Annotated in this window: 19 protein-coding genes and 1 pseudogene; 15 read left to right on the top strand and 5 right to left on the bottom strand. The window is 75.9% G+C overall.

Annotated elements, in window-relative coordinates:
- Window positions 1-257, top strand: a pseudogene (locus SH587_RS24010) (hypothetical protein); the annotation flags it as partial.
- Between the two features lie 527 nt (window positions 258-784).
- Here the strand turns inward: SH587_RS24010 and SH587_RS24005 are convergent.
- Entirely contained in the window at window positions 785-2,053 is a 1,269-nt protein-coding gene (locus SH587_RS24005; RefSeq protein ID WP_320673194.1) for a TetR/AcrR family transcriptional regulator, read from the bottom strand.
- 123 nt (window positions 2,054-2,176) lie between these two features.
- Here SH587_RS24005 and SH587_RS24000 point away from each other — a divergent pair, with 123 nt between their 5' ends.
- From SH587_RS24000 to SH587_RS23990, 3 genes are all read left to right on the top strand, one after another.
- A complete protein-coding gene (locus SH587_RS24000; protein ID WP_320673193.1) occupies window positions 2,177-3,178 on the top strand; it encodes an ATP-binding cassette domain-containing protein in 1,002 nt (333 codons plus the stop codon).
- A complete protein-coding gene (locus SH587_RS23995; protein ID WP_320673192.1) occupies window positions 3,175-4,029 on the top strand; it encodes an ABC transporter permease in 855 nt (284 codons plus the stop codon). Before SH587_RS24000 ends, SH587_RS23995 begins: the two co-directional genes overlap by 4 nt.
- Before the next feature lie 78 nt (window positions 4,030-4,107).
- Window positions 4,108-5,109, top strand: coding sequence for a zinc-binding dehydrogenase (locus SH587_RS23990; RefSeq protein ID WP_320673191.1), 1,002 nt, complete (start codon window positions 4,108-4,110; stop codon window positions 5,107-5,109).
- 6 nt (window positions 5,110-5,115) lie between these two features.
- Here SH587_RS23990 and SH587_RS23985 read toward each other — a convergent pair whose 3' ends face one another.
- Window positions 5,116-5,376 carry a hypothetical protein gene (locus SH587_RS23985; protein ID WP_320673190.1) on the bottom strand — a complete coding sequence of 87 codons (261 nt, stop codon included), beginning with the start codon at window positions 5,374-5,376 and terminating at the stop codon, window positions 5,116-5,118.
- Between the two features lie 114 nt (window positions 5,377-5,490).
- Between SH587_RS23985 and SH587_RS23980 the strand changes: the two genes are divergently transcribed.
- From SH587_RS23980 to SH587_RS23930, 11 genes are all read left to right on the top strand, one after another.
- Entirely contained in the window at window positions 5,491-6,207 is a 717-nt protein-coding gene (locus SH587_RS23980) for an ATP-binding cassette domain-containing protein (RefSeq protein ID WP_320673189.1), read from the top strand.
- Entirely contained in the window at window positions 6,204-6,917 is a 714-nt protein-coding gene (locus tag SH587_RS23975) for a heme exporter protein CcmB (RefSeq protein ID WP_320673188.1), read from the top strand. The genes SH587_RS23980 and SH587_RS23975 overlap by 4 nt, the downstream gene beginning before the upstream one ends.
- 16 nt (window positions 6,918-6,933) lie before the next feature.
- The gene (gene ccsA, locus SH587_RS23970) at window positions 6,934-7,665 is read left to right on the top strand and encodes a cytochrome c biogenesis protein CcsA (protein WP_320673187.1); all 732 of its coding nucleotides are present in this window, start codon (window positions 6,934-6,936) and stop codon (window positions 7,663-7,665) included.
- 48 nt (window positions 7,666-7,713) lie between these two features.
- Entirely contained in the window at window positions 7,714-7,938 is a 225-nt protein-coding gene (locus SH587_RS23965; protein ID WP_320673186.1) for a hypothetical protein, read from the top strand.
- A complete protein-coding gene (gene hemA / locus SH587_RS23960; RefSeq protein WP_320673185.1) occupies window positions 7,935-9,362 on the top strand; it encodes a glutamyl-tRNA reductase in 1,428 nt (475 codons plus the stop codon). Before SH587_RS23965 ends, hemA begins: the two co-directional genes overlap by 4 nt.
- The gene (hemC, locus tag SH587_RS23955) at window positions 9,359-10,330 is read left to right on the top strand and encodes a hydroxymethylbilane synthase (RefSeq protein WP_320673184.1); all 972 of its coding nucleotides are present in this window, start codon (window positions 9,359-9,361) and stop codon (window positions 10,328-10,330) included. The genes hemA and hemC overlap by 4 nt, the downstream gene beginning before the upstream one ends.
- Window positions 10,327-11,892 carry a uroporphyrinogen-III C-methyltransferase gene (gene cobA / locus SH587_RS23950; RefSeq protein ID WP_320673183.1) on the top strand — a complete coding sequence of 522 codons (1,566 nt, stop codon included), beginning with the start codon at window positions 10,327-10,329 and terminating at the stop codon, window positions 11,890-11,892. The genes hemC and cobA overlap by 4 nt, the downstream gene beginning before the upstream one ends.
- A gap of 94 nt (window positions 11,893-11,986) precedes the next feature.
- The gene (locus SH587_RS23945) at window positions 11,987-12,175 is read left to right on the top strand and encodes a CsbD family protein (RefSeq protein ID WP_320673182.1); all 189 of its coding nucleotides are present in this window, start codon (window positions 11,987-11,989) and stop codon (window positions 12,173-12,175) included.
- A 138-nt stretch (window positions 12,176-12,313) separates the two neighbouring features.
- Window positions 12,314-13,117, top strand: a complete 804-nt coding sequence (locus tag SH587_RS23940; RefSeq protein ID WP_320673196.1) for an SAM hydrolase/SAM-dependent halogenase family protein — start codon at window positions 12,314-12,316, stop codon at window positions 13,115-13,117.
- Between the two features lie 95 nt (window positions 13,118-13,212).
- Complete coding sequence (locus SH587_RS23935; protein WP_320673181.1) at window positions 13,213-13,941, top strand: biotin--[acetyl-CoA-carboxylase] ligase; 729 nt, start codon at window positions 13,213-13,215, stop codon at window positions 13,939-13,941.
- Window positions 13,938-14,423: a tetratricopeptide repeat protein gene (locus tag SH587_RS23930; protein WP_320673180.1), complete on the top strand. Its 486-nt coding sequence runs from the start codon at window positions 13,938-13,940 to the stop codon at window positions 14,421-14,423. Before SH587_RS23935 ends, SH587_RS23930 begins: the two co-directional genes overlap by 4 nt.
- Window positions 14,424-14,436: 13 nt before the next feature.
- Here the strand turns inward: SH587_RS23930 and SH587_RS23925 are convergent, their stop codons facing one another.
- The 3 genes from SH587_RS23925 to SH587_RS23915 form a co-directional block, all read right to left on the bottom strand.
- Window positions 14,437-15,465, bottom strand: coding sequence for a 2-oxoacid:ferredoxin oxidoreductase subunit beta (locus SH587_RS23925; protein ID WP_320673179.1), 1,029 nt, complete (start codon window positions 15,463-15,465; stop codon window positions 14,437-14,439).
- On the bottom strand, window positions 15,462-17,315 hold the full coding sequence (locus SH587_RS23920) for a 2-oxoacid:acceptor oxidoreductase subunit alpha (protein WP_320673178.1): 1,854 nt from the start codon (window positions 17,313-17,315) through the stop codon (window positions 15,462-15,464). Before SH587_RS23920 ends, SH587_RS23925 begins: the two co-directional genes overlap by 4 nt.
- 125 nt (window positions 17,316-17,440) lie before the next feature.
- Window positions 17,441-18,451 (bottom strand): NADP-dependent oxidoreductase, encoded by a 1,011-nt coding sequence (locus tag SH587_RS23915; protein ID WP_320673177.1) that lies wholly within the window; start codon window positions 18,449-18,451, stop codon window positions 17,441-17,443.
- Window positions 18,452-18,545: the final 94 nt, after the last annotated feature.

Genomic DNA, 18,545 nt, shown 5'->3' with positions numbered 1-18,545 from the left:
GGGCCCGCCAGGCCGCCCGCAGCGCCCGTGCCCGCGCCCGCCGGGCGTCGTCGGCCGCCCGCCGCGCCGGCCGGCCGCGGACCGTGACCCTGGCCGAGGGCACGGCGGCGACCCCGGCCCGCCGGGTCGGCTCGGCGACCGATCTGCGTTTGACCGCCGACGGCCGCGCCCTGCTCGCCGCCGGCCCGCTCGCCGTCCGCGCGACCGCGGTCGCCGTCGGTCGCGAGCAGCGGGTGCTGCCGGTCGTCGTGCGGTAGGAGGCTCGGGCGAGGCGGGGCGGGCCTCGGCGCGGCGCGACGGGGGCGGGGCCGCAGCGTGCCTCGGTGCGGTGCGGTGCGGTGCGGTGCGGTGCGGTGCGACGCGGGGCGGGCGCGCGGCGCCGCTCCACCGAACCGGCGTCATCTGCCCCCTCTCCTCCCGAACTGGCGTCATTTCGCCCTGGATTTCGGGGTCGGGTGACGCCAGTTCGCCGGGGCGGGGGTGGAATGACGCCAGTTCGCGCGGGCCCGCTGGCCGGCCGGCTGCCCGACCCCGCCCGTCCGTTGAGCGCCGCCGACCTCCTCGGGCGGCGGGTGCGGACCGGGGCAGGGGGCGAACGTCGCACGCCGCCGCGGCCCGGTCCGCCGTGTCACGGTGACCGTCACCGGCGGGGGCGAACGTCGCACGGCGTGGGAGGACGGGCCGGCATGTGACGTTCGCCCGCCCCGCCGTCTCCGCCCCGCCGCGCGCACCCGCCGCGCCCCGCCGTCCCGCCCCGCCCACCCCCAACCGGCCTCGAGGCGCCCTACTCCCCGTCGCCGGACCCCGACCGCTTCCGCCGCGCCGCCGCGGCATCCTCGCGGCGCGCCGCCGCGGCGTCCTCCCGAGCGGCCCGGCGCTGCTCGTCGGCCAGCCGCCGGTGCTCGGCGCGCTGGCGGTCGGCCAGCTCGCGGTGGCGCTGCTTCTCGGCCTCGCCGAGGGCGCGGTGGTGGGCCTTGTAGGCGTCGTTGATCGCCCGGTGGCGGTCGCGCTCGGCCTGGCGCCGGTCGCGCTCGCCGCCGGCGCCCCAACCACGCTCGCCGCCGTCGCGCCCGCCCGCCGCACCACCGCCGCCGTCGCGCCCGCCCGGCCGCCGCCCCGCCGCGCCGCCGCGCCGCCCACCGCCACCGCCCTCGAACCAGCCCTCGGCCGCCTCCTCGTGGGCGCGCCGCAGCTCGCGCCAGGCGTCGCGGGCCTGGCGCATCGCGTCGACCACCTGCTTGCGCGCCTCGTTGGCGGCGGTGGCCGCCTCGGCCAGCTGCGAGCGCGTCTTCTGGCCCTGGACGATCGAGTTGAACGACCACAGCCCCGTCTCCAGCAGCCGGGCCGCGCGGCGGGTGTCGTTCAGCAGCGTCTCGCGCAGCCGCTCGGGCGGGGTGCCGTCGGTCAGCCGCCGGCGCGACGCCTCGCTGTGGATCTCCCACAGGCCGACCAGGGCCTTGGCCGCGATCCGCGGCTCCGGGTCGCGGGGGTCGACCTGGGCGCTCTCGGCCAGCGCCTCGGTCGCCACGTCGACGAGCTTCGCGGTCAGGTCGCGGATCGCCGCCTGCAGCGCCGGCGTCCGCTCGACCATCCGGCCGAACTCGATCATCATCGCGATCGCCACCGGGTCGATCACCAGGTAGCGCTCGGCCTCGCGCTCGATCACCCCCAGCACGGCCTCGGTCGGGGAGACGTCCTTCGGCCGCTCGGCCAGCGCCTGGCGTAGCCGCTCGATCATCTCGTCGGCGCGGTCGAGGACCAGCGACTCCTTGGTCGGGAAGTAGTTGTAGACCGTCTTCTCCGACACCCCGGCCTCGGCCGCGACCTCGGCGATCCGGACCTCGTCGAAGCCGCGCTCCATGAACATGAAGGTCGCGGTGTCGGAGATCTGCTGCCGGGTCTGGCGCTTCTTCCGCTCGCGCAGGCCCTCGCCCGGCGTCGCCTGCTCGACCTCGTGCCGCGAGCGGATCCGCCGGCGCACCTCGGCTAGTTCCTCGGCGGAGAACTCGCTCAGCGCCCGCGGCGCGGCGGCGCGATCGGCGTTGGCGCTCACCCGCTCATCCTATCAATCTTCTAGTTGCAGAATTTTTCTAGTGACTGTATCTTTCTGCCCGTCCGATGATCGCCGGCCCCCGCCGCGGTCTCAAGAGGCGCCCTGTCCGCAGCCCCGCACCCCATGAGCTCCACACCGCCCGCCGTCGAGACCGACGGCCTCACCAAGCGCTTCGGCGACTTCACCGCCGTGGCCGACCTGAACCTGCGCGTCGACGCCGGCGGGGTGGTCGCCCTGCTCGGCCCCAACGGCGCCGGCAAGACCACCACCGTCCGGATGCTGGCGACGCTCGTCGAGCCGACCTCCGGCGGCGGCCGCGTCTGCGGCCACGACCTCGTCCGCGAGGGCGACGCCGTCCGCCAGGCGATCTCGCTGACCGGCCAGTTCGCCGCGCTCGAGGACAACCTCACCGCCCGCCGCAACCTGATCCTGATGGCCCAGCTGCGCGGTCACGGCAAGCGCGCGTCCCAGCAGATCGCCGACCAGCTGATCGACCGCTTCGACATCGGCGAGTTCCGCGACAAGCTGATCAAGGGCCTCTCCGGCGGCCAGCGGCGGCGCGTCGACCTGGCCGCCAGCCTCGTCACCCAGCCGCAGCTGCTGGTCCTCGACGAGCCGACCACCGGCCTCGACCCGCGCAGCCGCCAGGTCGTCTGGCAGACCGTCCGCGACCTGGTCGGCGAGGGCGTCACCCTGCTCCTCACCACCCAGTACCTGGAGGAGGCCGACGCACTGGCCGACCGGATCGTCCTGATCGACCACGGCCGCGAGGTCGCCTCCGGCACCCCGACCGAGCTGAAGGCCCGGATCGGCGAGCAGCGGGTCGACGTGGTCGCGGTCGACAGCGCCGGCCTGGAGCGGATCGAGCGGCTGCTGTCGGTCCGCTTCGAGATCTCGGTCGACCGCGGCCAGCGGACCGTCTCGGTGCCCGCGCCGGACGAGACCCTCGACCTCGGCCGGGTCGCGGCCGTGATCCACGAGGCGGCCGTCCCGATCGACGAGATCGCCCTCCGCCGCCCGACCCTCGACGACGCCTTCCTGACGCTGACCGGCCAGCCCCCGACCCCCGACCCCAACGACGGCGCCCGCAGCGACGACGACGTCGCCGAGGAGATCGCCGCATGAGCACCGCCACCGTCACCACCGCCGGCAGCGCCCCGCTGCCCGAGCTGCCGGCCCGTCCCGGCTCGGTCGTCCGCTACTTCCGCGAGACGGGCCTGCTGGTCGGCCGCGCCCTGCGCACGATCCCCGCCGTCCCCGAGCGGCTGAGCGACGTGACGATCCAGCCGATCGTCTTCACGCTGCTCTTCCTCTACGTCTTCGGGGCCGCGATCGAGATCCCCGGCGTCCCCCGCTACCAGGACTACCTGCTGCCCGGTCTGATCGGGCAGAGCCTCGCCTTCGGCGTGATCGGCGCCGGCGTCGCGACCGCCAACGACTTCAGCTCGGGCGTGATCGACCGCTTCCGCTCGCTGCCGGTGACCCGCCTGTCGGTGATCTCGGCGCAGGTGATCGGGCAGGTGATCGAGCAGATCCTGGGGATGGCGATCGTCGCCGGCCTCGGCCTGCTGCTGGGCTGGGAGCCGCACATGTCGGCCGTCGAGGTGCTGGGCCTGATCGCCCTGATCCTGCTCGGCCTGACCGCCTTCACCTGGTTCGGCGTGCTGCTGGGGATGCTCGTGCGCAGCTCCGACGCGATGCAGGGGATCGGCTTCGCGATCGTCTTCCCGCTGGCCTTCCTGGCCGGAACCTTCGTGCCGATCGAGAAGATGGACCTGATCCCGCGCACGATCGGCGAGTGGAACCCGATCTCGACCCTGGTCGCCGCGGTCCGCCAGATCACCCAGGGGGTCCACGCCACCGGATCGTGGCCGCTGGAGAACCCGGTCCTGGCGATGGTCCTCTGGTGCCTGCTGATCATCGGCGTCTGCGTCCCCCTGGCCCTCCGCCGCTTCCGCACCACCAGCGCCGCCTGACCCCCGAGCGCGCGCCGTTTGTGACCGTCCGCGTCGCAAGCGGCGCGCGCCCACGGGGCGGATAGCCTCGCCGGCACCATGCGCGCTGTCGTCATCACCCGCCACGGCGACCCGGAGGTGCTGCAGGTGCAGGAGCGGCCCGATCCGCCCGCGCCGGGACCGGGCCAGGTGGCGATCGACGTCCGCGCCGCCGGGGTCAACTTCGCCGACACGATGGCCCGGGTCGGCCTCTACCCCGACGCGCCGAAGGTCCCCTCGGTGGTCGGCTACGAGGTCGCCGGGGTCGTCCAGGCGGTCGGCGACGGGGTCGCGGACCACGCCGTCGGCGACCGGGTGGTGGCCGGCACCCGCTTCGGCGGCTACGCCGAGCGGGTCGTGGTCAAGCAGGCCGACGTGCTGCCGCTGCCCGAGCGGCTGAGCTTCGAGCAGGGCGCCGCGGTGCCGGTCAACTACGCCACCGCCTGGGCCGGGCTGCTGCGCTACGGCGCGCTGGAGCAGGGCGAGCGGGTGCTGCTGCACGCGGCCGCCGGCGGCGTCGGGATCGCGGCGACCCAGATCGCCAAGCGCCACGGGGCCGAGGTCCACGGCACCGCCTCGCCCGGCAAGCACGAGGCGATCCGCGGCTTCGGCGTCGACGTCGCCCACGACTACACCCGCAACGGCTGGCAGCGCGGCCTGCCGCCCTTCGACCTGGTCATGGACGCGGTCGGCGGCAAGAGCTTCCGGACCAGCTACGACCTGCTGCGGCCCGGCGGCCGGCTGGTGGCCTTCGGCGCCTCGTCGGTGATGGCCGGCGAGTCGCGCAACCTGGTCCACGCGGCGCGGGCGGCGCTGCGGATGCCGCGCTTCAACCTGATCAAGCAGATGTCGGTCTCGAAGGCCGTGATCGGCCTCAACATGCTGGCGCTGTGGGACGACGCCGGCACGCTGGAGCCGTGGATCGCGCCGCTGCGGGCGATGGTCGACGACGGCACGATCCAGCCGGTCGTCGCCGAGGCGGTGCCCTTCGACCGGGCCCCCGAGGCGCACCGGATCCTCGCCCAGCGTCGCAACGTGGGCAAGGTCGTGCTGGTGCCCTGAGCGCGGTCAGCGGCGCGGCTGCCGCTGGCGCGCGCGGGCGCGCTCGGCCTCCATCCGCTCGCGCCAGTCGGCGCCCCAGATCCGGTCGCGGAGGAGGAAGACGAAGGCGGCGCCGACCGCCAGCGCGACGACCGTGCTGACGGCGCTGCTGGTGACGGCCGAGAGCAGCGTCCAGACCGCCGCCTCGAGCAGCACCAGCATGCAGATCCAGAACAGCGGGCTGAAGCGGCGGGGCTCGTCCTCGTCGCCGGGCGCGTTGCGGGCCATCGACGGAGGGTACGAGCTGGCCGCCGGCCGTGTCGCGCAGCCGCTCGTCGGAGACGCCCGGACCGTGGCGGCCGGCGCGCGCCGCCGGCGGCGCGGAGCGTACGCTTGCGCGCGATGACCGGCGCGCCCGCACCCGTCGGGCCCGCGCCCGCGATCCAGCTCGACCGGCTGGTGCGTCGGCGCGGCGAGCGGCTGGTCCTGCGCGAGATCACGCTCGAGCTGCCGGTCGGCGCGACGCTGGCCCTGCTCGGTCCCAACGGCGCCGGCAAGTCGACGCTGCTGCGGGTGCTCGCGGGGCTGCTGCGGCCCAGCCGCGGCGGCTGCCGGGTGCTCGGCCACCCGCTCCCGCGCGAGCGCCACGCGGTCCGCGGGCGGGTCGGCTACCTGGCCCACGAGCCGATGCTCTACCGCGACCTGACCGTGCGCGAGAACCTGGCCCACCGCGCGCGGCTGCTGCACGCGCCGGCCGCGCGGGTCGACGAGCTGCTCGACGCGACCGGGCTGCGGAAGCGGGCGAGCTTCCCCGTCGCCGCGCTCTCCCGCGGGCTGACCCAGCGGACCGCGGCGGCCGCGACGCTGCTGGCCGATCCCGAGCTGCTGCTGCTCGACGAGCCGCTGGCCAACCTCGACCCGGTCGCCGCCGAGCAGCTGGGGGCGCTGCTCGACGCCCGCCCTGGCGGCGCGCCGCGGACCCGCGTGGTCGCCGGCCACGACCCGGCCGCGGCGCTGGCCGAGGCCGACCTGGTGCTGGGCCTGAAGGACGGCGCCCCGGTGCTGCTGGCGCCACCGGCGGCGGTCACCGAGGCGGAGATCGGAGCGCTCTACCGATGACCGCTCCCGTCCCGACCCCCGCCCGCGGCGCCGGCTGGCGGCGCGACGTCGGCACGCTGCTGGCGCTGGAGTGGCGGCGCGAGCGGCGGGCGCCGCAGGTGCTGCCGACGATGCTGCTGTTCAGCGTCGGCGCGTTCGTGCTCTTCCGCTTCGGGCTCCAGGACGGGACGATCGACGGCACCCTCGCCGCCGGCGTGCTGCTGGTGACGACGCTGCTCGCGGCGCTGCTGGGGATCGGCCGGCTGTGGGCGGCCGAGGAGGAGGAGGGCGGCCTCGACGCGTTCCGCCTGACCCCGGCCTCGGCCGCGGCGCTGGTGGCGGCGAAGGCGCTGGCGCTCTGGAGCTTCCTCGTCGTGCTGCACCTGATCGCCGTGCCGGCGTTCGCGTTCCTGCTGCTCTCGGCCTCGCTTGACGCCGGCGAGGCGCTGCGGGCGGCGGCGGTGCTGCTGCTGCTCGACCTCGGGATCGCGGCCGCCGGCACGCTGGTCGGGGCGATCGCCGCCGCCGCCCGCTCGCGCGAGCTGCTGGTGCCGCTGCTGGCCGTGCCGCTGCTGATCCCGGCGGTCGCCGTCGCGTCGCAGGCGCTCTCGCCGCTGCTGGAGGCGCAGGGCGGCCACGTGGAGGGCCGGTGGTGGCTGGTCCTGGCTCTCTATGATGGTGTGTTCCTGCTGGTCGGCTGGGCCGTCTCCGACGGAATCGTCGAGGACTGAACCGCCGCCTTCGACGATGCCCTACGCCCGTCGCCTGCTCCCCCTCACCCTCGTCACCGCGGTCGTCGTGGTGGCCTGGATCGTCGTGGCCACGGCGGTCGCGCCGACCGACGCCACCGAGGGGCTGCGCCAGCGGCTCACCTACCTGCACCCGGCGTTCGCGATCCTGACGCTGGTCGCGTTCGTGGTCGGCGCCTTCTTCGGCTGGCGGCACCTGAAGAGCGACCGCCCGCTCGACGACCTGCGCTCGTACGTCGCGATCCACCTCGGCCAGATCTACTGCGTGATCGCGCTGCTGACCGGGGCGATCTGGGGCAAGACCGCCTGGGGCACGTTCTGGGACTGGGGCGAGCCGGTGCTCGTCACCTTCCTGATCATCTTCCTGCTCTACGCCACCTACCAGCCGATGCGGTTCGCGATCGAGGATCCGGAGCGGCAGGCCCGCACGGCCTCGGTCTTCGCCGTCGCCTGCGGCGTCTTCGCGCCGATCTGCTTCGGGATCGTGCGCCTGACCACCAACCTGCTGCACCCGCAGCCGCTGAACGACCCGGGGTCGAACCTGCCGGGCAGCGCCGGGCTGGCGTTCGCGCTCTCGGTGCTGGCGATCGGGGCGCTCTTCGTGACCCTCTGGCACCTCGAGGTCGTCCACAAGAGCACCCGGATCCGCCTCCGTCAGCTGCAGCGCCGGGTCGAGGGCGAGGACGCCGTCCCGCACGTCGCCCGCGCGTCGTCCCCGGTCACGTTGTAGCCCCAGCGGTGTAGCTCCCTCCAACGCCCCCTGTTCCCGGAACCCCTCGTGTCGATCGCCACCACCCTCCTCGCCCAGGCCGACGACGGCAGCCCCGGCTACGTCACCGCGGCCGTGATCGTCGTCGGGCTGGTGCTGCTGGTCTACCTGGCGATCGTCGCCTTCCGCGTCCGCGACGCCGCCGGCCGGCTCGACGCGCTGGAGCAGCGGCTGGGTGGCGAGGCGACCTCGGCCGAGCCGTCCGAGCCGGCGCCGGAGGCCGTCGGGCGATGAACGAGCTGCTGGTCCTCGGGGTCTCGCACAAGACCGCGCCGGTCGCGGTCCGCGAGAAGCTGTCCCTGACCGACCGCCAGCTCGACCTGCTGCTCGCCGACCTGATCGCGTCCGAGCACGTCCACGAGGCGGCGGCCGTCTCGACCTGCAACCGGTCGGAGGTCTACCTGGTCGTCGGCGACCCGGTCCGGGCCGAGGCCGCGCTGCTGGGCCGGATGGCCGAGCGCGCGCGGATGCGCCCGACCGAGCTGGCCGGGCAGATCTACACCCCGCGCAACTGCGACGCGGCCCGCCACCTGTACCGGGTCACCAGCGGGCTCGACTCGATGGTCCTCGGCGAGTACGAGATCCAGGGCCAGGTCAAGCGCTCCTACGATCTGGCGCTGCAGGCCGGCACCACCGGACCGCTGCTCAACCGGCTCTTCAAGGCCGCGATCCAGACCGGCAAGCGGGTCCGCTCCGAGACCGGGCTCTCCGAGCGCCGGACCAGCGTCGCCTCGGTCGCGGTCGACCTGGCCGCGGCCACCGTCGGCGAGCTGCAGGACCGCAGCGTGGTGATCATCGGCGCCGGCGACACCGCCGAGCTGACCGCCCAGGCGCTCGCCGCCCGTGGCGTCCGGACGCTGTTCGTCTCCAACCGCCACACCGACCGCGCCCGCAGCCTGGCCGACCGCTTCGGCGGCCGCGTCGGCAGCCTCCACGAGCTGCCCGAGCAGCTGGCCCAGGCCGACATCGTCGTCGCCTCGACCGCCTCGCCGCACCCGATCCTGGGTCCGGAGGAGCTGGAGGTCGTGATGGCCGGCCGCCGCGAGCGGCCGCTGGTCCTGATCGACATCGCCGTCCCGCGCGACGTCGACCCGGAGTGCGCCGGGGTCGAGGGCGTCTCGCTCTACGACATCGACGACCTGCAGGCGGTGGTGGCCCGCAACCTGGCCGACCGCGGCGGCGAGCGGGAGCAGGCCGAGGCGATCGTCGAGGAGGAGATCCAGCGCTTCGCCCGCTGGATGGGCCAGCTCGACGTGACGCCGACGATCGTCGACCTGCGGACCCGCGCGTCCGAGATCGTCGACGCGGTGATGGCCGAGAACGCCGACCGCTGGCAGACGGCCAACGAGGACGACCTGGCCCGGGTCGAGCGCGCCGCGCGGACGATCGTCCAGCGGCTGCTGCACGAGCCGACGGTGCGGCTGAAGCGCGCCCGCGACCAGGACGACGCCCACGGCCACGTCGAGGTGGTGCGCGAGCTGTTCGGGCTCGACGACCCGGAGGCCGAGGCGGCCGCCGGCGACGTCGACGTCCAGCGGGCCCACGCCGCTGCCGGCGGCACCCGCCGCGGCGCGCAGCCCGCCGCCGGCCGGCCCCCGGTCGCGCCGCCGCCCGACAACGTCCGCGCGATCGGCGACCGCCGCCCGCGCCGGTCGTGATCCGGCTCGGCAGTCGCCGCAGCCCGCTGGCGCTCGTCCAGGCCCGCGCGGTCGCCGCCGCGCTGACCGCCGCTGGCCACGAGGTGCGGATCGTCGAGGTCGTCACCACCGGCGACCGCGACCGCGCCGCGCCGGACAAGGCGAAGTGGGTCAACGAGCTGGAGCGGGGGCTGCTGGCGGGCGAGATCGACCTCGCCGTCCACTCGGCGAAGGACGTCCCCGGCGAGTTGCCCGAGGGGCTGGCGCTGATCGCCAGCTCGGCCCGCGAGGATCCGCGCGACGTGCTGGTCGGCGCGCCGTCGCTCGACGCGCTGGCCGCCGGGGCGCGGGTCGGCACCGCCAGCCTGCGGCGGGCGGCCCAGCTGCGGGCGGCCCGCGGCGACCTGCGGGTGGTCGAGGTCCGCGGCAACGTCGACACCCGGCTGGCCCGGATCGCCCGCTCCGGCGCCGAGCCCGACCCGGCGCGGCCGCCGGTCGACGCGATCGTGCTGGCCGCCGCCGGGCTGCGGCGGCTGGGGCGGACCCCGGACGCGGTCGCGCCGCTCGAGGGGCCGGCGTTCGTGCCAGCGCCGGGCCAGGGGATCCTGACCCTGGAGGCGCGGGCCGACGATGCCGCGGTCGCCGCCGCGGTGGCCGGCTACGACGACCCGGCGACCGGGCGGCTGCTGCGGGCCGAGCGGGCGCTGGCGCGGGCGCTCGGGGCCGACTGCACCAGCGCGGTCGGCGCCCATGCGCGGTCGCGGCCGGACGGCGCCGGGCTGACGCTGCGCGGCTTCGTCGGCGCGCCCGACGGCTCCGGCTGGGCGGTCGACGAGCAGGCCGGCGACGACCCCGAGGCGCTCGGCGCGCTGGTCGCCGAGCGGCTCCGGCGGGCCGGCGCCGACGAGCTGCTGGCCGCCGCCCGCGCGCAGGCCCCGCCCGCCCTGCGCGCCGCCGCCGAGCGCCACCCGCGAGAGGACCCGTCGTGAGCGAGACCCCGACCCCGACCCCGACCCCCGGCACCGTCTACCTGGTCGGCGCCGGCCCCGGCGATCCGGGCCTGATGACGGCCCGCGCGCTCGAGCTGATCGCGACCGCCGACGTCGTCCTCTACGACAAGCTGATCCCGGCGACCGCGCTCGACGGCGCGCGGCCCGACGCCGAGCTGGTCGACGTCGGCAAGCGCGGCGGCGGCGACCAGGTGCCGCAGGAGACGACCGAGGCGCTGCTGGTCCGCCACGCGCTGGCCGGCCGCTCGGTGGCGCGGGTCAAGGGCGGCGATCCGTTCGTCTTCGGCCGCGGCGGCGAGGAGGCCCAGCGGCTGCGGGCGAAGGGGATCCCGTTCGAGGTCGTGCCGGGGGTGACGGCGGGGATCGCCGGCCCGGCCTACGCGGGGATCCCGGTCACCCACCGCGAGCACGCGCCGGGCGTCGCCTTCGTCACCGGTCACGAGGATCCGTCGAAGCCGGAGTCGACGATCGACTGGCCGGCGCTGGCGGCGTTCCCCGGCACGCTGGTCTTCTACATGGGCGTTCGCCGGCTGCCTGAGATCGCCCGCTCGCTGGTCGCCGGCGGCCGCGGGGCCGACGAGCCGGTGGCGATCGTCCAGAGCGGGACGGTGCCGGGCCAGCGGGTGGTCCGGGGCACGCTGAGCGACATCGCCGACGTCGCGCGCGAGGCGGGGATCACCGCCCCGGCGGTGACGATCGTCGGCGGCGTGGCGGGGCTGCGCGACGAGCTGCGCTGGTTCGAGGACCGGCCGCTGTTCGGCCGCACGGTGGCGGTCACCCGCGCCCGGGCCCAGGCGTCGGGGCTGGCCCGGCGGCTGCGGGCGCTCGGCGCCGACGTGGTCGAGACGCCGACGATCCGGACCCGTTCGCTGGAGGCCGAGCTGCCGCCGCTCGACGACGTCGACCTGCTGGCGGTGACCTCGCCCAACGGGGCCCGCGAGCTGGTGGCGGCGCTGCTGCGGTCCGGCCGCGACCTGCGCGACCTCCACGGCACGACCCTGGCCGCGGTCGGTCCGGGAACGGCGCGGGTCCTGCGCCAGCACGGCCTGATCGCCGACGTCGTGCCGGAGACCTTCACCGGCGAGGCGCTGGCCGCCGCGATCGGTCCCGCCGACGGGGCCCGGCGCGCGCTGCTGGCGCGGGCGGCGACCGCCGGCGACGCGCTGCCGGACGGCCTCCGCGCGGCCGGCTTCGCGGTCGACGAGGTGGCGCTCTACGAGACGGTCGCCGAGCCGCTCGACGAGGCCGCGATCGCCGCGATCGCCGCCGCCGACCACGTCACGTTCACCTCCGCCTCGACCGCCCGCTTCCTGGCCGAGGCCGGCGGCCTGGCGACCGGCGACGGCCCGCGCCCGCGGCTGGTCTCGATCGGTCCGGTCACCACCGCCGCGCTCGCCGAGTTGGGCGCGACCCCCGACGTCGAGGCGACCGAGGCCACGATCGACGGCCTGGTCGAGGCGCTGCTGGCCGACGCCGCCGCCCACGCCCCGCGCGGCGCGAGCGGCCCGTTCGCGGCCGGGCAGGCGCCGGAACGGGGCTGAGGCGGGCGCCCGGGGTTTGCGCCCCGCCCCGATCGGGTAGTCGAGAGTCACCCGCCGCACGGGCGGCGGGAGCGATCCCGGACCAGGAGCAGCCATGACCGACACCGACCGTCTGAAGGGCCAGGCCAAGGAGGCCGCTGGCGCCGTCACCGACGACGACGAGCTGCGTCGCGAGGGCCGCACCGACCAGCGGGTCGGCCAGGCCAAGGAGGCGATCGACGACGCGCGCGACAAGGCGCGCTCGCTGGTCGACCAGGCCAAGGACAAGTTGACCGGGCGCTAGCGGCAGGGGGGCCGACGGGCCCTGCACGGTCCGCCGGCCCCCACCCCGGCGGCCACCCGTCGGCCCCTCCTGCACGGTCGCTTGCAGCGACCCCCGGCCGTGGACCGGCCGGGCCCGCGGCCTGGCTAGGATCGGCCCATCGCTGCCCCGACCGTCACGTTCCTCTCCGACTACGGCCTGCACGACGAGTTCGTCGGGGTCTGCCACGCGGTGATCGCGCGGATCGCGCCCCAGGCCCGCGTCGTCGACCTGGCCCACGGCATCCCGTCGTTCGACGTCCGGCTGGGCGCGATCACGCTCCAGCGGGCGCTGCCGTACGCCGAGCCGGGCGTCCACCTGGCGGTCGTCGATCCCGAGGTCGGAGGGCGCCGGCGCCCGATCGCGATCCGGGTCGCCGAGGACGAGCGGCAGCTGGTCGGCCCCGACAACGGCCTGCTGTGGCTGGCCGCGCAGCGCTTCGGCGGGATCGTCGAGGCGGTCGACCTGACCCGCTCCCCGTACCGGCTGGAGCCCGTCTCCGCCACCTTCCACGGACGCGACATCTTCGCCCCGATCGCCGCCCGGCTGGCGAGCGGCCTGCAACTGGCCGACGTCGGCGAGCCGCTCGATCCGGACGACGTCCAGCCGCTGGCGATGCCGCTGGCCGAGGTCGACGCGGACGAGGTGGTCGCCCACGCGATCGCCTTCGACCACTTCGGCAACGTGCTGCTCGACCTCGAGCACGAGGAGCTGACGATGGGCGTCGGCCTGCGGCTCGGCGAGCAGGTCGAGATCAACGGCGAGCCCGGCGTCTACGCCACCACCTTCGCCGACGTCGATCCCGGCACCCTGCTCCTGTACCAGGACGCCAACCGCGCGATGGCGGTCGCGGTCAACCGCGCCTCCGCCCGCGAGCGGCTGGGCCTGCAAGCCGACGACGACCTGCGGATCCGCCGCCCCTAGCCGGACCGCCCATCCCGCTCCCGCCCGCCGCGACGTTCTGGACGGTCCGCGACCGGAACGTGACAGGCGCGGGCGCGATCGGCGATGGTGGGGGCATGAGCGAGAGCACGATCGGCCCGGGCTGGCGCCGGATCCACCTCGACGAGGTCGGGTCGACCAACGACGAGGCCCGGCGGCTGGCCGGCGAGGGCGCACCGCACGGCACCGTCGTCACCGCCGACCACCAGAGCGACGGCCGCGGCCGCCAGGGCCGGGCGTGGGTGGTCCCGCCGGGCCAGGCCCTGACCGCCTCGATCGTCGTCCGCGACGCCGGACCGCTGCTGCCGCTGGCCGCCGCGATCGCCGTCGCCGAGACGGCCGGTCCCGAGGCCCGGATCAAGTGGCCGAACGACGTCTTGCTGCCGGTCGGCGGCGATCTGCGGAAGGTCGCCGGGATCCTCGCCGAGGGTCGGCCGGCCGAGGGCTGGGCGGTGGTCGGGATCGGGCTCAACGTCGCCGTCGAGCTGGACGCGCTGCCGCCCGAGGTCGCGGCGACCGCGGCCACCCTCGGCCGCTCGCCGGCCGAGCGCGACGCCGTCCTCGACGAGCTGACCCGCCAGCTCGACGCGGCGCTGGCGCTCGACGCCGCCACGCTGCTGGAGCGGTGGTCGGCGCGCGACGCGCTCCGCGGCTCGACCGTCCGCTGGGAGACCCCCGGCGGCGGCGACCACGGCGAGGGCGTCGCCGAGGGGATCGGCGAGGACGGCCGGCTGCTGATCCGGCTCGCCGACGGCGACGTCCGGCGGCTCGACGCGGGCGACGTCCACCTGGTCCGCGACCGGTGAGCGACGACTGGGACGCGCGGGTGGCGGCGGTCTGGGCGGCCGCCGGCGATCGCGACGAGGCCGCCGTCGTCGCCGATCTGCTGGCGCTGGTCGACGAGCGCCCGGCCGGCGACGCGGCGGCCCTCTACGAGCACGCCTCGGCGCTCGACTTCGCCGGTCGCGAGGCCGAGGCGGAGCCGCTCTACCGTCAGGCCCTCGCCGCCGGCCTCGACGACGAGCGGCGTCCGCGGGCCCAGATCCAGCTGGCCAGCACGCTGCGCAACCTCGGCCGCCCGGCCGCGGCGGTCGAGCTGCTGGAGCGGGCGATCGCCGCCGCGCCCGACGACGACCTGGCTCCGGCCCGGGCCGCGTTCCTGGCCCTGGCGCTGGTCGACGACCGCCGGCCCGCGGCGGCGGTGGCCGCCGCGCTGGCCGCGCTGGCGCCGCACGTCCCCGAGTACGGGGGCGCCGTGGCGCGCTACGCGGCCGCGCTGCGCGACTGACCGCGGTCGCCGCTCAGGCGACCGTCCAGGTGTCGCCGCCCTGCAGCAGGCGGTCGAGCGCGGCGTCGTCGACCGCCTGACGGGCGGCCCGCCGCTCGGCGACCAGGCCGGCGCCCCACGGCACCCGCTCCACCTGCCGCAGCACCCCGAGCGGCACGTGGCGGCCGTCGGCGCCCAGCTGGCTGAGCGCGAAGGCAGCCGACGGGTCCTCGTGGCCGGGGTCGTGGACGACGATCCGGTCGGCGTCGGCCTCGGCGGCCGCCGTCACCCGCAGCGACCCGTCCGGGTCGCGGACGACGGCCTGCTCGCCGTCGGGCCCGAAGCGCAGCGGCGCGCCGGCCGCGAGCGGGATCCGGTGCAGCGGCGCCTGGTCCTTCTCCTGCAGCGCCGAGAACGCGCCGTCGTTGAAGACCGGGCAGTTCTGGAGCACCTCGACGAAGGCCGCGCCCGGGTGGGCGGCGGCGGCCCGCAGGACGGCGGTCAGCCCCTCCTTGTCGCGGTCGACGGCGCGGGCGACGAAGCTGGCGCCGGCGGCGATCGCGGTCGCGAGCGGGTTCAGCGGCCGTTCGAGCGATCCCGCCGGGGTCGACTTCGTGACCTTGCCCTGCTCGCTGGTCGGCGACGCCTGGCCCTTGGTCAGCCCGTAGATCCGGTTGTTGAAGAGCAGGATCTTGATCGGCACGTCGCGCCGCAGCGCGTGGATCAGGTGGTTGCCGCCGATCGAGAGCGCGTCGCCGTCGCCGGACACCACCCACACCGAGAGGTCGTCGCGGGCGGCGGCGATCCCGGTCGCGATCGTCGGCGCGCGGCCGTGGATCGCGTGCATCCCGTAGGTGTCCATGTAGTACGAGAAGCGGCCCGCGCAGCCGATCCCGGTGATGAACACCACCCGCTCCGGCGGCACGCCGACCTCGGGCATCACGCCCTGGACCGCGGCCAGGATCGCGTAGTCCCCGCAGCCGGGGCACCAGCGCGTCTCCTGGTCGGACTGGAAGTCGGCGCGGGTCAGCGCCGTCGTCAGCGGCTGGGCAGTGGCGCTCACGCGATCACCTCGAGGATGGCCTGCTCGATCTCGCCGGCCCGCAGCGGGCGGCCCTCGAGGCAGGTGTGGCTCTGGACGTCGACCAGGTGCTCGGCCCGGATCACGCGGGCCAGCTGGCCGCTGTTCATCTCCGGCAGCAGCACCCGCGGATAGCGGCGCAGGACCTCGCCGAGGTCGGGCGGCAACGGGTGCAGGTGGCGCAGGTGAGCGCGGGCCACGGCCCGTCCACCCTCGCGCACCCGTCGGACGCCCGCGATCAGCGCGCCCTCGCTCGAGCCCCAGCCGAGCACCAGCAGCTCGGCGCCGTCCTGGTGGTCGACGGCCAGCGGCGGGACGTCGACGGCGGCCACCTTGGCGGCGCGCGCGGTCACCATCCGGGCGTGGTTGGCGCCGTCGTAGCTGATCTCGCCGCTGCCGTCCTGCTTCTCGATCCCGCCGATCCGGTGGCGCAGGCCGGGGGTGCCGGGGATCGCCAGCGGCCGCACCCCGCGCTCGTCGCGGGCGTAGGGCAGGAACGGCGCGTCCTCGTCGTCGAGGGTCGCGAAGTCGGGGTCGATCGGGGCCAGGTCGGCGGCGGCCGGGATCCGCCACGGCGCCGAGCTGTTGGCCAGGAACAGATCGCTGAGCAGGATCACCGGCGTCCGCCGCTCGATCGCGATCCGGGCCGCCTCGTAGGCGCTGTCGAAGCAGTCGCCGGTGTTCGAGGCGGCGATCACCGGCAGCGGCGCCTCGCCGTGGCGGCCGTAGAGCGCCTGCAGCAGGTCGGACTGCTCGGTCTTCGTCGGCATCCCGGTCGAGGGGCCGGCGCGCTGGACGTCGATGATCACCAGCGGCAGCTCCAGCATCACCGCCAGCCCGATCGTCTCTGCCTTCAGGTCGAGGCCGGGACCGCTGGTGGCGGTGACCCCGAGCGCCCCGCCGTAGGAGGCGCCGAGGGCGATCCCGGCGGCGGCGATCTCGTCCTCGGCCTGGACGGTGCGAACGCCCTCGCCGGTCCGCTTGGCCAGCTCGTGCAGCAGCTCGGAGGCGGGGGTGATCGGGTAGGCGCTGAAGACCAGCGGCAGCCCGCTGCGGACGCTGGCCGCGACCAGGCCGAGGGCCATCGCGGTGGTGCCGTTGGCGTTGCGGTAGGTGCCGGCGGGGACGTCGGTGGCGGGGGCGACGTGGACCCGGACGTCGACCAGCTCCGAGGTCTCGCCGAACGCCCAGCCGGCGCTGAAGGCGGCGCGGTTGCCCTGCCGGACGACCTCGTCGGTGGCGAACTTGTGGTCGATCCAGCGCTCGATGACGGTGGTTGGCCGGTCGTACAGCCAGGAGACGAGCCCGAGCGCGAAGAGGTTGCGGGCCTTCTGCGCCTGTCGGCTGGTCGATCCGTCGACGTCCTCCAGCGCGCGGGTGACCAGGCTCGACATCGGCACCCGGGTGACGGCGAAGCGGTCGAGGCTGCCGTCCTCGAGCGGGCTCTCCTCGTAGCCGGCCTTCTGGAGCGCGCGCTTGGTGAACGCCTCCTCGTTGACGATGATCCGGGCGCCGCGCTCCAGCTGGGGCACGTTGACCTTGAGCGCGGCGGGGTTCATCGCCACCAGCACGTCGGGCGTGTCACCGGGGGTGGCGATGTCGCGGGCGGCGAAGTGGATCTGGAAGCTCGACACCCCCGCGGTGGTGCCGGCGGGGGCGCGGATCTCGGCGGGGAAGCTGGGCAGGGTGGCGAGGTCGTTGCCGAAGGCGGCCGTCGCGTCGGTGAAGCGGGCCCCGGCCAGCTGCATCCCGTCGCCCGAGTCGCCGGCGAAGCGGACGATGACGCGTTCGCGCTCCTCGACCGCCGCCTGCCCTACCGCTGATGTCGCCATGATCACGCGACCGTAACGCATCGCTCCCGGCGGCTCGGAGGCGCGGGGCAACAGGTCGTCGCGGCGGTCGATGGGCTCCGCGCACCGGCCCGGACGGCGCTGTGCGCGGAGCGGTGCCGGGGGCGTCAGCCGTCGAGCCGGACGAGCATCTTGCCGACGTTGCGTCCGTCGAGCAGGTCGAGGAACGCCTGCGGGGCCTGGTCGAGCCCGTCGACCACCGTCTCGCGGTAGTGGAGGCGGCCGGCGGCGAGCCAACCGCCGACGTCGCGCACGAACCGCTCGCGCAGGTGCTCGAAGTCGTAGACGAGCAGGCCGCGGATGCTGCCGCGGGTCTGGATCAGGCGCACCAGGTTGCGGGGTCCGGGAGCCGGCTCGGTCGCGTTGTACTGGGAGATCATCCCGCAGATCGCGATCCGCCCGTGCAGGCGGAGGGCGCCGATCGCGACCTCCAGGTGCTCGCCGCCGACGTTGTCGAAGTAGACGTCGATCCCGTCCGGGGCCAGCTCCCGCAGCTGGCGGCGGAGGCGGCCCTCGCGGTAGTCGATCGCCCCGTCGAAGCCCAGGTCGTCGACCACGTGGCGGACCTTCTCCGGACCGCCGGCGCTGCCGATCACCCGGCTGGCGCCGAGCTGGCGGGCGATCTGCCCGACCGCGCTGCCGACCGCGCCGGCGGCGGCGGAGACGAAGACGGTGTCGCCCTCGCGGATCCCGGCGGTCTCGACCAGGCCCCCGTAGGCGGTCAGGCCGGGCATGCCGAGGATGCCCAGGTAGGCCTGGATCGGGGCGACGTCGGGGTCGACCCGGACGACGTGGTCGCCCTCGACCAGCGCCACGTCGCGCCAGCCGAGCCCGTGGAGGACGGTAGTGCCGGTGGGGAAGCGCTCGTCGCCCGAGGCGATCACCTCGCCGACGGCGCCGCCGAGCATCGCCTCGCCGACCTCGTAGGGCGCGGTGTAGGAGGGCGCATCGCTCATCCGCCCGCGCATGTAGGGATCGACGCTGATCCAGCGGTTGCGGACGACCACCTGACCGGGACCGGGGTCGGGCAGCTCGACCTCGGCGTGGGCGAAGGTGTCGAGGGTCGGCGCGCCGTGGGGACGAGCGGCCAGGCGGATCTCGCGGCTGACGTGGGGCATGCGGGCTCCGGGGTCGGGAACCCGGCCGACCCTACGCGATCGCGGCCGGCGTCCCGGTGGGCCGGGGTCCGTCGGTGGTCGGGTGGGGGTGGGA

The organism is Patulibacter defluvii, from assembly GCF_034096925.1.
GTDB lineage: Bacteria > Actinomycetota > Thermoleophilia > Solirubrobacterales > Solirubrobacteraceae > Patulibacter > Patulibacter defluvii.
The sequence above is the reverse complement of the archived record's forward strand: the minus strand, read 5'-3'. Positions and strand labels throughout refer to the sequence as shown.

What these genes read in the sequence shown, in the direction of transcription:
- SH587_RS24000 (WP_320673193.1), top strand. Translation starts at nt 2,177, where the DNA reads ATGAGCTCCACACCGCCCGCCGTCGAGACCGACGGCCTCACCAAGCGC.
- SH587_RS23995 (WP_320673192.1), top strand. Translation starts at nt 3,175, where the DNA reads ATGAGCACCGCCACCGTCACCACCGCCGGCAGCGCCCCGCTGCCCGAG.
- SH587_RS23990 (WP_320673191.1), top strand. Translation starts at nt 4,108, where the DNA reads ATGCGCGCTGTCGTCATCACCCGCCACGGCGACCCGGAGGTGCTGCAG.
- SH587_RS23985 (WP_320673190.1), bottom strand. Translation starts at nt 5,376, where the DNA reads ATGGCCCGCAACGCGCCCGGCGACGAGGACGAGCCCCGCCGCTTCAGC.
- SH587_RS23980 (WP_320673189.1), top strand. Translation starts at nt 5,491, where the DNA reads ATGACCGGCGCGCCCGCACCCGTCGGGCCCGCGCCCGCGATCCAGCTC.
- SH587_RS23975 (WP_320673188.1), top strand. Translation starts at nt 6,204, where the DNA reads ATGACCGCTCCCGTCCCGACCCCCGCCCGCGGCGCCGGCTGGCGGCGC.
- ccsA (WP_320673187.1), top strand. Translation starts at nt 6,934, where the DNA reads ATGCCCTACGCCCGTCGCCTGCTCCCCCTCACCCTCGTCACCGCGGTC.
- hemA (WP_320673185.1), top strand. Translation starts at nt 7,935, where the DNA reads ATGAACGAGCTGCTGGTCCTCGGGGTCTCGCACAAGACCGCGCCGGTC.
- SH587_RS23945 (WP_320673182.1), top strand. Translation starts at nt 11,987, where the DNA reads ATGACCGACACCGACCGTCTGAAGGGCCAGGCCAAGGAGGCCGCTGGC.
- SH587_RS23935 (WP_320673181.1), top strand. Translation starts at nt 13,213, where the DNA reads ATGAGCGAGAGCACGATCGGCCCGGGCTGGCGCCGGATCCACCTCGAC.
- SH587_RS23920 (WP_320673178.1), bottom strand. Translation starts at nt 17,315, where the DNA reads ATGGCGACATCAGCGGTAGGGCAGGCGGCGGTCGAGGAGCGCGAACGC.
- SH587_RS23915 (WP_320673177.1), bottom strand. Translation starts at nt 18,451, where the DNA reads ATGCCCCACGTCAGCCGCGAGATCCGCCTGGCCGCTCGTCCCCACGGC.